This is a genomic window from Pseudomonas sp. nanlin1 (genome assembly GCF_045571515.1).
In the GTDB taxonomy this organism is placed as follows: domain Bacteria; phylum Pseudomonadota; class Gammaproteobacteria; order Pseudomonadales; family Pseudomonadaceae; genus Aquipseudomonas.
Window position 1 is genome coordinate 4163050 of sequence record NZ_CP124218.1, and the last position, 13253, is coordinate 4176302.

The 13253-nt window shown below is 63.7% G+C and carries 14 protein-coding genes and 1 riboswitch; of the genes, 1 reads left to right on the plus strand and 13 read right to left on the minus strand.

Annotated features, from left to right (window positions below):
• Positions 1–50 precede the first annotated feature (50 nt).
• The 10 genes from QCL65_RS19155 to cobO are packed head-to-tail and all read right to left on the minus strand — an operon-like array spanning position 51 to position 8832.
• Positions 51–767 (minus strand): adenosylcobinamide-GDP ribazoletransferase, encoded by a 717-nt coding sequence (locus tag QCL65_RS19155; RefSeq protein ID WP_407316935.1) that lies wholly within the window; start codon positions 765–767, stop codon positions 51–53.
• Positions 768–769: 2 nt separating this feature from the next.
• Positions 770–1345 carry an alpha-ribazole phosphatase family protein gene (cobC, locus tag QCL65_RS19160; RefSeq protein ID WP_407311512.1) on the minus strand — a complete coding sequence of 192 codons (576 nt, stop codon included), beginning with the start codon at positions 1343–1345 and terminating at the stop codon, positions 770–772.
• A complete protein-coding gene (gene cobT / locus QCL65_RS19165; RefSeq protein ID WP_407311514.1) occupies positions 1342–2397 on the minus strand; it encodes a nicotinate-nucleotide--dimethylbenzimidazole phosphoribosyltransferase in 1056 nt (351 codons plus the stop codon). Before cobT ends, cobC begins: the two co-directional genes overlap by 4 nt.
• Entirely contained in the window at positions 2394–2915 is a 522-nt protein-coding gene (gene cobU, locus QCL65_RS19170; RefSeq protein ID WP_407311516.1) for a bifunctional adenosylcobinamide kinase/adenosylcobinamide-phosphate guanylyltransferase, read from the minus strand. The genes cobT and cobU overlap by 4 nt, the downstream gene beginning before the upstream one ends.
• The gene (locus QCL65_RS19175; protein ID WP_407311519.1) at positions 2903–4384 is read right to left on the minus strand and encodes a cobyric acid synthase; all 1482 of its coding nucleotides are present in this window, start codon (positions 4382–4384) and stop codon (positions 2903–2905) included. Before QCL65_RS19175 ends, cobU begins: the two co-directional genes overlap by 13 nt.
• Positions 4381–5373 (minus strand): threonine-phosphate decarboxylase CobD, encoded by a 993-nt coding sequence (cobD, locus tag QCL65_RS19180; protein ID WP_407311521.1) that lies wholly within the window; start codon positions 5371–5373, stop codon positions 4381–4383. Before cobD ends, QCL65_RS19175 begins: the two co-directional genes overlap by 4 nt.
• On the minus strand, positions 5366–6274 hold the full coding sequence (cbiB, locus tag QCL65_RS19185) for an adenosylcobinamide-phosphate synthase CbiB (RefSeq protein WP_407311523.1): 909 nt from the start codon (positions 6272–6274) through the stop codon (positions 5366–5368). The genes cobD and cbiB overlap by 8 nt, the downstream gene beginning before the upstream one ends.
• Entirely contained in the window at positions 6271–6921 is a 651-nt protein-coding gene (gene bluB / locus QCL65_RS19190; RefSeq protein WP_407311525.1) for a 5,6-dimethylbenzimidazole synthase, read from the minus strand. The genes cbiB and bluB overlap by 4 nt, the downstream gene beginning before the upstream one ends.
• Complete coding sequence (locus tag QCL65_RS19195) at positions 6914–8224, minus strand: cobyrinate a,c-diamide synthase (protein ID WP_407311527.1); 1311 nt, start codon at positions 8222–8224, stop codon at positions 6914–6916. The genes bluB and QCL65_RS19195 overlap by 8 nt, the downstream gene beginning before the upstream one ends.
• Positions 8221–8832: a cob(I)yrinic acid a,c-diamide adenosyltransferase gene (cobO, locus tag QCL65_RS19200; RefSeq protein ID WP_407311529.1), complete on the minus strand. Its 612-nt coding sequence runs from the start codon at positions 8830–8832 to the stop codon at positions 8221–8223. Before cobO ends, QCL65_RS19195 begins: the two co-directional genes overlap by 4 nt.
• Positions 8833–8963: 131 nt before the next feature.
• A riboswitch (cobalamin riboswitch) is annotated at positions 8964–9192 on the minus strand.
• Between the two features lie 118 nt (positions 9193–9310).
• On the opposite strand from cobO, the gene QCL65_RS19205 reads away from it, so the two are divergent.
• A complete protein-coding gene (locus QCL65_RS19205; RefSeq protein WP_407311531.1) occupies positions 9311–10624 on the plus strand; it encodes a PQQ-dependent sugar dehydrogenase in 1314 nt (437 codons plus the stop codon).
• 69 nt (positions 10625–10693) lie between these two features.
• Here QCL65_RS19205 and QCL65_RS19210 read toward each other — a convergent pair whose 3' ends face one another.
• The 3 genes from QCL65_RS19210 to hda all read right to left on the minus strand — a co-directional run bounded on the left by QCL65_RS19210 (position 10694) and on the right by hda (position 13199).
• Positions 10694–11233, minus strand: coding sequence for a C40 family peptidase (locus QCL65_RS19210; RefSeq protein WP_407311533.1), 540 nt, complete (start codon positions 11231–11233; stop codon positions 10694–10696).
• Between the two features lie 31 nt (positions 11234–11264).
• Positions 11265–11897, minus strand: a complete 633-nt coding sequence (locus QCL65_RS19215) for a C40 family peptidase (RefSeq protein ID WP_407311535.1) — start codon at positions 11895–11897, stop codon at positions 11265–11267.
• 597 nt (positions 11898–12494) lie between these two features.
• Complete coding sequence (hda, locus tag QCL65_RS19220; RefSeq protein ID WP_407311537.1) at positions 12495–13199, minus strand: DnaA regulatory inactivator Hda; 705 nt, start codon at positions 13197–13199, stop codon at positions 12495–12497.
• Positions 13200–13253: the final 54 nt, after the last annotated feature.

The window sequence follows — 13253 nt, forward strand, 5'->3', positions numbered from 1 at the left end:
TGATGTGTCGAAGAGTGTTGCCAGATAAATCCCAGGGCAGCGCCTGGCGGTTACAACGCTGCCGTCACCAGGGCTACCATTTCGAGCACCTCCAACAAAGCCCCGGCGGTATCGCCAGTGGTCCCGCCCAAGCGGCGTAGCATCAAGCGGCGCAGGGCCCAAAAGGCGAACCCCATGGCGACAATGACCCAGCCACCGAACACCCCACCGACCACTAGAGCCACCACTAGCACTAGGCCAGCGGCGCGGCGCGGCAGGTGCTCGGCCAACGCCTGACCCAAACCGCCAGCGCGGACGTAAGGTGTGGTCAAAAACAACGCGAGCATCGCCGAGCGCGCCAACATTGGCGCCAGCAGCAGCACCCAGCTGTGTTCGACTTGCAGCAGCGCCACCAGGGCACTGAACTTGAGCAATAGCAATAAGCCCAGGGTGACGACAGCGATGGGCCCACTGCGCGGGTCTTGCATGATTTCCAGGGTACGCTGGCGGTCGCCAAAACCGCCGAGCCAGGCGTCTGCGCTATCGGCCAGGCCGTCCAGGTGCAAGCCACCGCTGAGCAGCACCCAGGCGCTGAGCAGCAAAGCCGCATGCAACAACAACGGAGCCCCGACCAACAACGCATCCAGCCCGCACAACAGCGCGCCGAACAGCAAGCCCACCAGCGGGTAATACAGCAATGAGCGGCCCATGGCCGAGGCCGCTGGCATGCCTGGCAGGCTGACCGGCAGGCTGCTGAGGAACTGCAAGGCGATCCAGAACGGCAGCATGTTCACAGACGCTCGCGCAGCACGCCATGAGCGTCGACGTCTAAGTGCAGGACTTCGCCGTAAGCGACCGTGACCTGTAATAGGTCATTACGCGGCAAACCCCGTGCCCTGGCCAGTAGTAGGCGCATTACCCCGGCGTGGCTGACCAGCAGCACGCGTTCCCCCTCATGGCGGGCGCGCAGGCGTTCCAAGGCTGCCAGGATGCGCTCGCTGAAGGCCAGTACCGGCTCCCCTTGCGGCGGCGTGAAACCATAAGGGTCGGCCCAAAACTGGCCCAAGCCTTTTGCGTCGGTAAGCATGAGGTCTGCAGGGGAACGGCCCTCCCAGGCGCCGAAGTGAAGCTCTTGCAGGTCGGGCTCCAGGACCAACGGCAGGCCCCGCTCGGCAGCCAATGCTTCGGCGAAGCGGGCGCAACGTTGCAGCGGTGAGCTGACTACGCCTGTCCACGGGCCACGGCCCACCACGGCCGCACTCATCTGCGCCCAGCCCGATTGGGTCAGGGGGTCGTCGAGGCTACCGCGCAGCACGCTGCCGCGCTCTGTTTCGCCATGGCGCAGCAAATCCAGGTGCAAGGTCATGCGGGGCGATCCGCCACGGCGGCTTCGGCGAAGGTCGCCATCTGCCCGTGCAGGTCACAGGCCAGCCGCAGCAGTGGCACCGCGAGCGCCGCGCCGCTGCCTTCACCCAGGCGCAGGCCCAGGTCCAACAATGGCTGCGCCTGCAAGGCGGCCAGCACGGGGCGATGGCCCGGCTCGGCGCCGCCATGGGCGAACAATAGCCAGTCGCGCACCGCTGGGTTGAGTCGCACCGCCAGCAATGCCGCAACCGTGCAGATAAAGCCGTCGACCAGCGCCGCCAGGCCGGCTTGGGCGCAGGCCACATAGGCGCCCGCCAACGCCGCCAACTCGAAACCGCCAAAACAGTACAGCTGTTGCAGAGGGTCATTGGCTAATGCCCCATGCCGTTGCAACGCGCGCTCGATCACCTGCACCTTGTGGCTGACCCCGGTCGCGTCCAGGCCCGTGCCTGGCCCGGCCATGGTCTTGGCTGGACAGGCCAGCAAGGCGCAGGCCAGCGCCGCGGCCGAGGTGGTGTTGCCTATGCCCATCTCGCCGCCGATGTACAGCTGCGAACCCGCCGCCAGTGCCCGCTGCACGCTGTCGCGGCCAGCTTGCAACGCGAGCGCGCCCTGGGCCGTCGTCATGGCGGGAACCTCGGCGAAATTGCGCGTACCGGGCCCGATATGCAGGTGGCGCACCCCTGGTAAGTCTTCCAGCAATGTAGCCGTGCCGAGGTCGATCACTTCAAGTTGGGCGCTCAAGCGCCGCGCCAGGACGCTGATGGCCGCGCCGCCGTTGACGAAGTTATGCAGCATCTGCCCGGTCACCGCCTGGGGAAAAGGCGAGACCCCTTCGGCAACGATGCCATGGTCGCCAGCGAAAATCGCGATCCACACGTGCTCGACGCTGGGTTTTAGTTGGCCCTGCAAGCCGGCCAAGTGCACGGCGAGCTGCTCTAGCTGGCCCAGCGCGCCGGCGGGCTTGGTCAGTTGCTGCTGGCGCAGCAACGCTTGTTCATGGGTCTGCCGGTCCACCGGCCGACACGCTTGTAACCACCAGGCTGGGCTCATAGCGCAGGTCCTTTGAGGGTAAGGGGTAAGCCTGCGACCGTCAGCACGACCCGCTGGCAACGCTCGGCGAGGGCCTGGTGCAATAGCCCGGCTTCATCGACATAACGGCGGGTCAACTCACCGAGGGGCACGACCCCCAGGCCGGTTTCGTTACTTACCAGAATGATTTCGCCCGGCAACTGCCCAATGTTGTCGAGCAGCTCATCGCGCTCCTGCGCCAAACGCAGGGGGTCGTCGAGCAGGAGCAGGTTGGTCAACCATAGGGTTAGGCAGTCCACCAGCAGGCAGGTAGTCGGGGCGGCGTGTTCACGCAACACTTGGGCAAGTGCCAGGGGCTCTTCGCGTAAGCCCCAGTGTGCCGGCCGACGCGCGCGGTGCAGTTGCACGCGCTGGTTCAACTCAGCGTCGATGGGCTCGCTGGTGGCGATGTAGGTCACGGCCAGGCCGCTGTCGCTAGCCAAGCGCTCAGCCAGGCGGCTCTTGCCCGATCGGGCGCCACCCAGAATCAGTTGCAGCATGTTCTATGCCCCTGCGCCGGCTGGCCACATAGCTGCAGCAGGCGTGTCGTGTCCAAGTGCCGTTCCACCAAGTCAGCCAGGCGCTCGATGTCAAACTCGCGCAACGCGTGGTAGTCGACGGCCTGCACGTCGGTCAGTCCGGCCCAGCGCAGCAGCGCTGAGCTGGACTGGGGCGACTCGAACAAACCATGCAGATAGGTGCAAAAAATTTGCCCATCGGCACTGATTGCGCCATCCCAACGACCGTCAGCCAAGCGCACCGCAGGGTGTGCCAGCGCCGCACCCCGGGTGACCCCGGCATGGATCTCGTAACCGCTCACCGGGGCGTCTTCCAGGCTCAACTGACCGGTCACGTTGCGCAGCTGTTTGTCCGCTTCCAGTTCAGTGACAAAGCTCAACAAGCCCAGGCCCGGGCTGGAGCCGGCCGGCCCTTCCAAGCCCAGAGGGTCGTCAACCCGCTCGCCGAGCATTTGCAGGCCGCCGCAAATGCCCACCAGCTTGCCGCCGTAGCGCAGATGGCGGCTGATGGCCTGCTCCCAGCCGGCTTTGCGCAAATAGGCCAGGTCGCTGCGCACGCTCTTGGAGCCCGGCAGGATAATCAGGTCGGCGTCCGGGACCGGCTCGCCCGGCCCAATGAACTGTAGGTCCACCTGCGGATGCAAACGCAGCGGGTCAAAATCGGTATGGTTACTGATACGCGGCAACACCGGCACGATCACTTTGAGCACCCGCTCGGCCTTGGCCGCCTGCCGCCGATCCAGACCGTCTTCGGCCTCCAAATGCAGGTCGGTAACGTAGGGCAACACCCCAATCACCGGCTTGCCGGTGCGCGCCTCCAGCCAATCGAGGCCCGGTTGCAACAAGGCGATGTCGCCGCGAAAGCGGTTGATCACAAAACCTTGGACCCGCGCCTGTTCACTGGGCGAAAGCAATTCCAGGGTGCCGACCAAGTGAGCGAACACCCCGCCACGGTTGATATCGGCGATCAACAGCACTGGGCAGTCAACTGCTTCGGCAAAGCCCATGTTGGCGATATCCCCAGCACGCAAGTTGATCTCAGCCGGCGACCCCGCCCCCTCGACCATGACCACAGGGTAAGCGGCGGTCAGCCGCTGGTGGGAGGCCAGTACGGCTTGCATGGCAATGGCCTTGTAGTCGTGGTACGCCACGGCGTTCATGCTAGTCACCGCCCGGCCGTGGATGATCACCTGGGCCCCGGTGTCACTGTTGGGCTTGAGCAACACCGGGTTCATGTCGGTGTGGGGGGCCAGCCCGCACGCCTGCGCCTGCACGGCCTGGGCCCGGCCGATTTCGCCGCCGTCGGCGGTGACCGCACTGTTGAGTGCCATGTTCTGTGGCTTGAAGGGCACCACGGCTACACCCTGGCGTATCAGCCAGCGGCACAGCGCAGTCACCAGGGTACTTTTGCCGGCATCGGAGGTGGTGCCTTGCACCATCAGCGTGGTCATGGGAACTCCTTGTGAAACTCGGCCAAGGCCGCTTCCAGGCGCACCCAGTCGGCCGCGTCGCCGGGTAAGCCAAAGCGCAGGCTCAGGGGGTTATCGAACAAACGCAGGAGAATTCCGCGCCGGGCCATGAAGGCGTGGATCTGCACGGCCCGCTCGTCTAGCCGCCACTGAAACAGCGCACAACCACCGCTGGGTGCCAGGCCATGTTGAGTCAGGGTATGCACCAAGCGTTCGGCTGCCTGCTGGCAGCGTTGGATTTGCCGCCCGTGCCCGGCGAAGTCGATCAGGCAGGCCTGGCCGAGAACCCGCGTGGGCCCACTGACAGCCCAGGGCCCGACGTGTTCGGCCAGCAGTTGCAACAGGCGGGGCTCGGCGACGGAAAAGCCCAGGCGAACACCCGCTAGGCCGAAGAACTTACCAAACGAGCGCAGCACGATGAGCCCCGAGCGATCGGCCTGCTGGGCCACGCTGGCGTGCGGTGCGGTGTCCATGAACGCCTCGTCCACCACCAGCCAACCGCCGCGCTCGCGCAGCCGTGCATGCCAGGCCAGCAGGGTCTCTTGACTGAGCAAGCGTCCTGTGGGGTTGTTCGGGTTGACCACTACCAGCACATCGAGGCTGGGGATAAAGTAATCCACTTCCTCCTCACTGACCTCGCGCACCCGGTGCCCGGCGCGACGCCAGGCCTCAGCATGTTCGGCGTAGCAAGGTGACAGTACCCCGACCCTGCCGCTGCGTCGCAGGCGCGGCAGTGCCTGGATAGCCGCTTGCGAGCCGGGCACCGGGAGCACCTGCGGCACACCGTAATAAGCACACGCGGCCGCCTCGAGGCCGTCATCGGTTTCCGGCAAACGCGCCCAGGCACGCTCGGGAATCGGTGGAATGGGCCAGGCCCAGGGTGATAGGCCGCTAGACAGGTCGAGCCAATCGGCCACCTCGATGCCGTAATCCCGCGCCGCTTTGGCCAGGCGGCCACCGTGTTCAAGCATAGAGTTCGGCTCCCAGGCACAGCACCAATAACCATAGCCAGACCCCACGCTGCACCAGGCGCCAACCGCGCTCGATGGCAGTGGCGTCGGCGGCAGGGCCGGCACCGAGCACTGGGCGTTGGTGCAACTCACCGTGATAGACCGCTGCGCCGCCGAGCTCAACCCCCAAAGCACCCGCTCCAGCCGCCATTACCGGCCCGGCATTGGGGCTGTCCCACTGCGGTGCCTGGCGCCGCCAGCAGGTCAAGGCCAAACGGGTTTTGCCCAATAGCGCGTAAGTCAGCGCCACCAGGCGCGCGGGAATATAGTTGAGCAGATCATCGATACGCGCCGCGGCCCAACCGAAGCGCTCGAAACGCTCGTTGCGGTAACCCCACATCGCGTCAAGGGTATTGCTCAGGCGGTACAACACCACCCCTGGCGCGCCGGCCACGGCAAACCAGAACAACGCAGCGAACACCGCGTCGCTGCCGTTTTCCAGCACTGATTCAGTGGCGGCGCGGGCCACGGCCGGGGCATCCAGCTCGGCCGTTTCGCGGCTGACCAGATAGCCCACGCGCTGCCGTGCCTTGGGCAAATCATCGGCGCGCAGCGCCTGCGCCACCGGCAGCACGTGCTCGCCCAGGCTGCGCAGGCCAAGGGCGCAGTACAGCGCCAGCACTTGCACCAGCACGCCCACGTAGGGCAACTGGGCCAGCAGCGCCGCCGCACAGGTCAGCGGTACCACCGCCAGCACCCAAGCGCTGACCCCATGGCTACGCCAACCGCGCCCGGCGATGTTCAAGCGCTGTTCCAGGCGGTTGGCCAGGCGGCCGAAGGCGACCAATGGGTGGGCCCGGCGCGGCTCGCCCAGCAAGGCATCCAGCGCAACCCCGGCCACACTTAGCAAGGCGATGCTCATGGACGTTGCCCCCAGTGGTTTTCATAGAGCATTTCGGCCAGGGGTTGTGGTTCGGCCCAACCTTCCAGGCTGAGCATCGGCGCCGGGTAAAAGGCCTGCACCGGGCCCAGGCAGAGCACCGCCAAAGGCTTGGCCCCGGCCGGCATACCCAGTAGCTCGGCCAGGGCCGCAGGTTCGAACAGCGATACCCAGCCCATGCCCAAGCCTTCGGCGCGTGCAGCTAACCAGAGGTTTTGCAGGGCGCAGGCCAACGAGGCGAGGTCCATCTCAGGTAGGGTCCGGCGGCCGAAGATATGCCGCTCGCGATCATCGCTCAGGGCCGCCACCAGCACTTCGGCACATTGGCCGATGCCTTCGACCTTGAGCTGCATGAATTCGTCGGAACGCTGGCCAAGGGCTTCGGCGGTGCGTACCCGCTCCTCCTCCACCAGCGCCTGAATGCGCCCGCGCAACTCGCGGTCACTGATGCGAATAAAGCGCCACGGCTGCATCAGCCCGACACTGGGGGCCTGATGCGCAGCCTGGAGCAGGCGGGTCAACAGCTCAGGGGCCACCGTGCCACCGGCAAAATGGCGCATGTCGCGGCGCTCACCAATGGCACGGTAAATCGCCGCCCGCTCTAGTGGGCTGTAGGCGTGCTCAGACATCGAGCGCCTCGGGGGCGAACAGGCGTGCAATCGCCGCTGGGTTGGAAGGGAAATAGAAATGCACATAGGAGGCTGTCATGCGCCCGATGCGATAGACCGCCTCGGCGCCACGCCCACCGTTAGGGCTGACCCCACGCGCCAAGGGGGCCAACTCGGTACTGGTCAACGAATGGTGGTAAGTGTGGCCGCGCAGCTCGCCCTCGGGCAATGTCACGACTTGCAACGCCAGCGCCGCCAGGCGTTTTTGCATGACCGCTTCACCCGGCAGCAGGCCGAGCAATTCGGCGCGCTCGCCGGCGACATCGGTTAGGGCATCGAGCAAATACAGCATGCCGCCACATTCTGCCAACAGCGGCTTGTCCGCTTGTTGATGGGCCACAATAGCGGCCATCATCGGCGCGTTCGCGGCCAAGGCGTGGTGGTGCAATTCGGGGTAGCCGCCGGGCAGGTAGAGGCTGTCGCACGCCGGGAGGCTTTGGTCGTGAAGGGGCGAGAAAAAACTCAACTGCGCCCCCATGGCCCGTAGCACGTCGAGGCTGGCGTTGTAGATAAAGGCAAACGCTTCGTCGCGGGCCACGGCAATACGCACCCCACTGAGTAACGGTTCGATATGAACCGGTGCGGGCGCCGAGAAGGTGACGGGGGGCGGCAACAACACTTCGCAACTGCTGGCCAACGCAGCTGCGGCGACATCAAGGCGCTCGTCCAAATCATTCAGCTCGCTGGCCTGTACCAAACCCAAGTGGCGGCTGGGCAATTCGATACCGGTGTCACGGGACAGACCGCCGTACCAGCGCAGGCCCTCGGTCAGGCTACCTTCAAGCAGTTGCGCATGCCGCAGGGTGCCGACGCGGTTGGCCATTACCCCGGCGAAGGGCAGGTCTGGCTGGTAACGCGCCAAGCCGAGGGCCAGGGCACCAAAGGTCTGCGCCATGGCGGTGCCATCGATCACGGCCAGCACGGGCACGCCGAAATGACGGGCCAAGTCGGCGCTGGACGGAATGCCGTCGAACAGCCCCATGACTCCCTCGATCAAGATCAAGTCGGCTTCGCCCGCCGCCTCCCATAGCAGCCGGCGGCTGTCTTCAGCGCCGACCATCCACATGTCCAGCTGATACACCGGCGCACCGCTGGCGCGCTCGAGGATCATGGGGTCGAGAAAGTCCGGGCCGCATTTAAACACCCGCACTCGCCGGCCTTGGTTGCGGTGCAGGCGAGCCAGGGCGGCGGTGACGGTGGTCTTGCCCTGGCCCGAGGCTGGCGCGGCGATCAATACCGCCGGGCACTGGCGCGCATCCGTCACAGTTCGATGCCTTTTTGGGCGCGGATACCGGCCTGGAAAGCGTGCTTGATCACGCCCATTTCGGTCACCGTGTCGGCCAGCTCGATCAGCTCGGGCTTGGCCCCACGGCCCGTCACCACGACGTGCTGCATGGGCGGGCGGGCTTGCAGATCGGTGAGCACCTGGTCCAGGTCGAGGTAGCCATGTTTGAGGGCGATGTTCAGTTCGTCGAGCACCACCAGGCCAATGGCCGGGTCGCTCAGCAGTTCACGGGACACCGCCCAGGCCGCTTGCGCCGCTGCGATATCGCGCTGCCGGTCCTGGGTCTCCCAGGTAAAGCCCTCGCCCATGACGTGGTAGCGCACCTGCTCGGGGAAGCGCCGAAAAAATAGCTCTTCGCCCGTACTATGGCGGCCCTTGATGAACTGCACCACACCGCAGCGCATGTCATGCCCCATGGCCCGGGCGAGCATGCCAAATGCGGAGCTGCTTTTGCCCTTGCCGTTGCCGGACAACACTAGCAACAAGCCGCATTCATTGGGGGAGTTGGCAATGCGCTCGTCGATCACGGCTTTTTTGCGCAGCATGCGCGCCAGATGGCGTTCGTCGCGCTCGGGGGTGTCGGTCATCGCAAGTCTCCGCTAGGGCTGCGCGCAGGCTGCATCGACGCGCCAGGCGGGGGCCCGAAGGCGCCGACTGGCAACCGCCAATGCCGCTCTCCCCGCGCGACAGAATCAATTGAACACGACGCGCTGGCGCACCGCGATAAAAGTCTTCAGGCCGGTCTCCGGGCTCATGAGCAGCCGCAACCGTGCGGCTTGGCCACGCGCCTTCCCGTACCGATTCAGTACAGTGGCGCCGTGCGTGGCGTTGACTCATTTACCGTTGCGGGGGCAGCGCCGGAATCGCGAGCTGGGGCTCGCTCACCGGCTTCCCTGTTTCACTCGCGCGGCCCTTGGCTGGCGAGCACCTGAATACGTCGCGCAGGTTAGAGGGTTGGGGTAGGAGCGTCAATGCAAGCCGGTGTGGCAAAGCGTGTTGAACCTCCGTCGCCACAGCGCCCTCTATGCCTTAACGCATGACGATTAACGCTCAGGGAAGCTAATAATGAACAAGACTCGCCTTACACTGCTTATCCTCGCCACCGCAGGGCTCGCCGCCTGCGGCGAGAGCTCGACGTTGCAAGTCAGTGACGGCACTGGGCCTTCGCCCAAATTGCCTGAGCCCAATAAAACCCTGATCCCCACGGTGAACATCGCCGACGCGGTGGGTTGGCCCGCAGGCACTAAGCCCACCGCTGCGCCAGGCACGCAAGTGGCCGCCTTCGCCGAGGGCTTGGACCACCCGCGCTGGATGTACGTACTGCCCAACGGTGACGTACTGGTGGCCGAAACCAATGCGCCGCCCAAGCCCGATGACAGCAGCGGCGTGCGCGGCTGGGTGATGGAAAAGGTCATGGCCAAAGCCGGTGCAGGCGTGCCTAGCCCCAACCGCATCACCTTGCTGCGCGACAAAGACGGCGACGGCGTGGCGGAAACCCGCACCGTGTTCCTGGAAAAGCTGAATTCACCGTTCGGCATGGCGTTGGTGGGCAATGACTTCTATGTCGCCGACACCGATCGCCTGCTGCGCTTTCGCTACGAAGACGGCGCAACGTCAATCACCACGCCAGGCGCCAAGGTCACCGACCTCCCCGGTGGCACCTTGAACCACCACTGGACTAAGAACGTCATTGCCAGCCCAGACGGCAAGAAGCTGTATGTCACCACCGGCTCCAACAGCAATGTCGGCGAAAACGGCATGGCCGCCGAAGAAGGTCGCGCCGCGATCTGGGAAGTCGACGCCGCCACTGGCCAGCACCGTATTTTCGCGTCCGGTATCCGCAACCCCAATGGCCTAGCCTGGGAGCCCCAGAGCGGCAAACTGTGGACCGCGGTGAATGAACGCGACGAAATCGGCAGCGACCTGGTACCCGACTACATCACTTCAGTGAAAGACGGTGGCTTCTACGGCTGGCCCTACAGTTACTACGGGCAGAATGTCGACAAGCGCGTAGAGCCGCAAAACCCAGACCTAGTGGCCAAGGCTATTGCGCCAGACTACGCGGTAGGGCCACACACCGCCTCGCTAGGCTTGATGTTCGCCGAGCCCAACGCGCTGCCCGCGCCGTTCACCAATGGCGCAATCATCGGCCAGCACGGCTCGTGGAATCGTAAGCCCCACAGCGGCTATAAGGTGATTTTCGTCCCGTTCAGCAATGGCATGCCTAGCGGCCAGCCGGTCGATCTATTGACCGGTTTCTTGAACAAGGATGAGGAGGCGATGGGACGTCCGGTGGGTGTGGTCAGTGACCACAAAGGCGCGGTCCTGGTTGCGGACGATGTAGGTAACAAGATTTGGCGCGTAACGGCCGCCAAGTAAAGCGAATCGATCGGGGGCCCGCGCTGAGCAGCCCCCGAACGCTGACCCGTATCACATGAAAAAAAGACGTCAGGGATTACGCGCTAAATTCCCTGCATCCAACACGCGCTTGGCATTGAGGTAGGCTTTCTGCCAATAAGGCTTGGCCAGGTAATCCAAGCGTACCGTCCCGCCCGTGGCCGGCGCATGGACGAAACGCCCCTCCCCCACATAAATACCCGCGTGGCTCACCTGAGAGCCGCCGCCGGTGGCGAAGAACACTAAGTCCCCTGATTGCAGAGCGTTTTTGTCCACATTGGGGCTGCGCATGCTGATCAACTCTCGGGTCGAGCGCGGCAATTGCACACCCGCTGCGTCACGGTAGACGAAGCCAATCAGGCCGCTGCAGTCGAACCCTGAGTCGGGCGTATTACCACCCCAGCGGTAGGGCGTGCCCACTAAACCTAACGCACGAAACAGCACGTCATCGGTTTGCGGCGAGAACCCGGGGGTCGTATTGATCACAACGGGGCGGATGAGCTTGGGAGCAGGCGCCGGAGCCGGCGCGCTGGCGCAACCGCCCAATAGGGCGGCGCTAAACAGTGCAGCAATACGTAACGGTGTCGACATAGACTGCACCCACCTGGTTAAGGCCAGGCACCTACTTGCTGGAAATGACCGTGGTCGGCGCCATGGCCAAGGCGCGCTTGGCCTCGATAAAGGTCTTGCTCCAGTAACTGTCATTCAAACTGTCGACGCGAACGCCACCGCTACGACGGCTGCTGGAATGGATGAACTGCGCGTCACCCAGATAAATCGCGGCATGGCTGACCCGGCCGCGGCCTGCGGTGCTGAAGAATAGCAGGTCACCCGGCTTAAGGTTATTGCGCGACACCAGAGGAGCTTTAACGTTGATCATTTCGCGGGTCGAACGCGGCAAGGTCATGCCGGCTTCCTCACGGAACAGATAACCGATAAAGCCGCTACAGTCGAAACCCGAACGCTCGCTGGAACCACCAAAGCGGTAACGGGTGCCGATCAGGGCTTTACCACGTTCCAAAATACTGTCAGCCAAAACCGGCAGGACGTAGGGCTGGCCATTGAACTCATTGAGTTCCTGTTCAGCGGTCATCTGTTCGTCTTCGAATACCAAGGATGCTTTCGAAGGGGACTGATGGGGCTGAATCACAACTGGATTCGAGACCTGCTGCTGGGACACCGGCGATTGCGCGGCGCAACCGACCAACAGGGTCAGGAAAGCGAGTGGCACGAGGGGTGCTAGGCGATTGAGCATGGGCACGACCGTGGAGAAAAGGTTTGAGTGGTGGCAACCTTGCCTTAAATTGCCATCATTTGCAAATTCAATCGAACGAATTGTGACTTATTGGTTCTGATCGCACATCTAACGCGCCCGGATAAATCAGGGCGCATTACAACAAACTAAAAAATCATCTATCTGATTGATTTATCTAGTAAAAAAATCAGCTATAGCGGTATTCGCGATGAGTCGTTGGAACCTGGCGCCACTGCAGTGACTGACGTCCAGGAGCCGCTGGGTGCTGGCCTCGGACGCCGATAGAACTGCTGAATCGCAACCCGCTGTCTGTGGCGCCAAACACCCCAGATACAGCGCGCTGACCCAGCAATACCGGGCTAGCGGGAAAGGAGAATGCAATACTTCGGCCAGCTTTTCCATAGGAAAAGCTCATCATTGACAATAAAACGGCGTCAATTCTCTGAAAAAGTTCTGCAGAGGCTCTATTTGCTGGGTTACAGCCCTAGGCCGTTCGTCGAGTTCTGCCTCAACAGGGCCTGAGTAAGCCTGGGTCAGGGGTGCTTAAAAGCTGGATTGCGAACGTTCTGGGTGCACAGGTGCACCCATTCGGCCCAACTACCAGCCGAGGGTTTCTTTCAGGAAGGGGATGGTCAACTTGCGTTGCGCCTGCAACGAAGCTTGGTCGAGGCGCTCGAGCAACTCGAAGAGCGCGCTCATGCTGCGGGTACCGCGGGTGAGGATAAAGTGCCCTACTTCGTCAGTTAGGTGCAGGCCGCGGCGCGAAGCGCGTAGCTGCAAAGCGCGCAACTTGTCTTCGTCAGACAACGCACGCATTTGAAAAATCAGGGCCAGGGTGAGCCGCGACTTGAGGTCCGCCAGTTTCACAGGCAACTCTCGCGGTGAGTGAGAGGCGGCGATCAATAAGCGCCTGCCGCTATCGCGCAGGCGATTGAACAAGTGGAACAGGGCTTCTTCCCAGTCCGCCCGGCCTGCGACCACTTGCAGATCGTCCAGGCAGACCAGCTCGTATTGCTCAAGGTCATCCAGCAAGCCGACACCACGCTCCATGAGCTCAGCCATGGGCAAGTACACCGCACGCTCGCCCAACTGCTCGAAGCGCAGGCAAGCCGCCTGCAGCAAGTGGGTGCGCCCTACCCCTTGCTTGCCCCATAGGTAAATAAGGCTTTCAGTCCAGCCGGCGTCGGCTTCGCAAAGCCGCTCGACGTAGCCGAGGGCGGCGGCGTTGGCGCCGGGATAATAATTGACAAAGGTGGCGTCATCACGCAAACGCACACCTAAGGGCAGCTGAATCGGTTTCATGCTGGCTGGGCGGTCCATGGAACCGCAGGGGCCTCTGGGTGAAGTGCGCAAAGT

Excerpts from the sequence above, each read along its gene's own strand:
- QCL65_RS19175 (WP_407311519.1), bottom strand. The coding sequence starts at position 4,384 with ATGACCACGCTGATGGTGCAAGGCACCACCTCCGATGCCGGCAAAAGT.
- cobU (WP_407311516.1), bottom strand. The coding sequence starts at position 2,915 with ATGCTGCAACTGATTCTGGGTGGCGCCCGATCGGGCAAGAGCCGCCTG.
- cobC (WP_407311512.1), bottom strand. The coding sequence starts at position 1,345 with ATGACCTTGCACCTGGATTTGCTGCGCCATGGCGAAACAGAGCGCGGC.
- QCL65_RS19210 (WP_407311533.1), bottom strand. The coding sequence starts at position 11,233 with ATGTCGACACCGTTACGTATTGCTGCACTGTTTAGCGCCGCCCTATTG.
- cbiB (WP_407311523.1), bottom strand. The coding sequence starts at position 6,274 with ATGAGCATCGCCTTGCTAAGTGTGGCCGGGGTTGCGCTGGATGCCTTG.
- QCL65_RS19205 (WP_407311531.1), top strand. The coding sequence starts at position 9,311 with ATGAACAAGACTCGCCTTACACTGCTTATCCTCGCCACCGCAGGGCTC.
- cobO (WP_407311529.1), bottom strand. The coding sequence starts at position 8,832 with ATGACCGACACCCCCGAGCGCGACGAACGCCATCTGGCGCGCATGCTG.
- QCL65_RS19215 (WP_407311535.1), bottom strand. The coding sequence starts at position 11,897 with ATGCTCAATCGCCTAGCACCCCTCGTGCCACTCGCTTTCCTGACCCTG.
- cobD (WP_407311521.1), bottom strand. The coding sequence starts at position 5,373 with ATGCTTGAACACGGTGGCCGCCTGGCCAAAGCGGCGCGGGATTACGGC.
- hda (WP_407311537.1), bottom strand. The coding sequence starts at position 13,199 with ATGAAACCGATTCAGCTGCCCTTAGGTGTGCGTTTGCGTGATGACGCC.
- cobT (WP_407311514.1), bottom strand. The coding sequence starts at position 2,397 with ATGAGCCCAGCCTGGTGGTTACAAGCGTGTCGGCCGGTGGACCGGCAG.
- bluB (WP_407311525.1), bottom strand. The coding sequence starts at position 6,921 with ATGTCTGAGCACGCCTACAGCCCACTAGAGCGGGCGGCGATTTACCGT.
- QCL65_RS19155 (WP_407316935.1), bottom strand. The coding sequence starts at position 767 with ATGCTGCCGTTCTGGATCGCCTTGCAGTTCCTCAGCAGCCTGCCGGTC.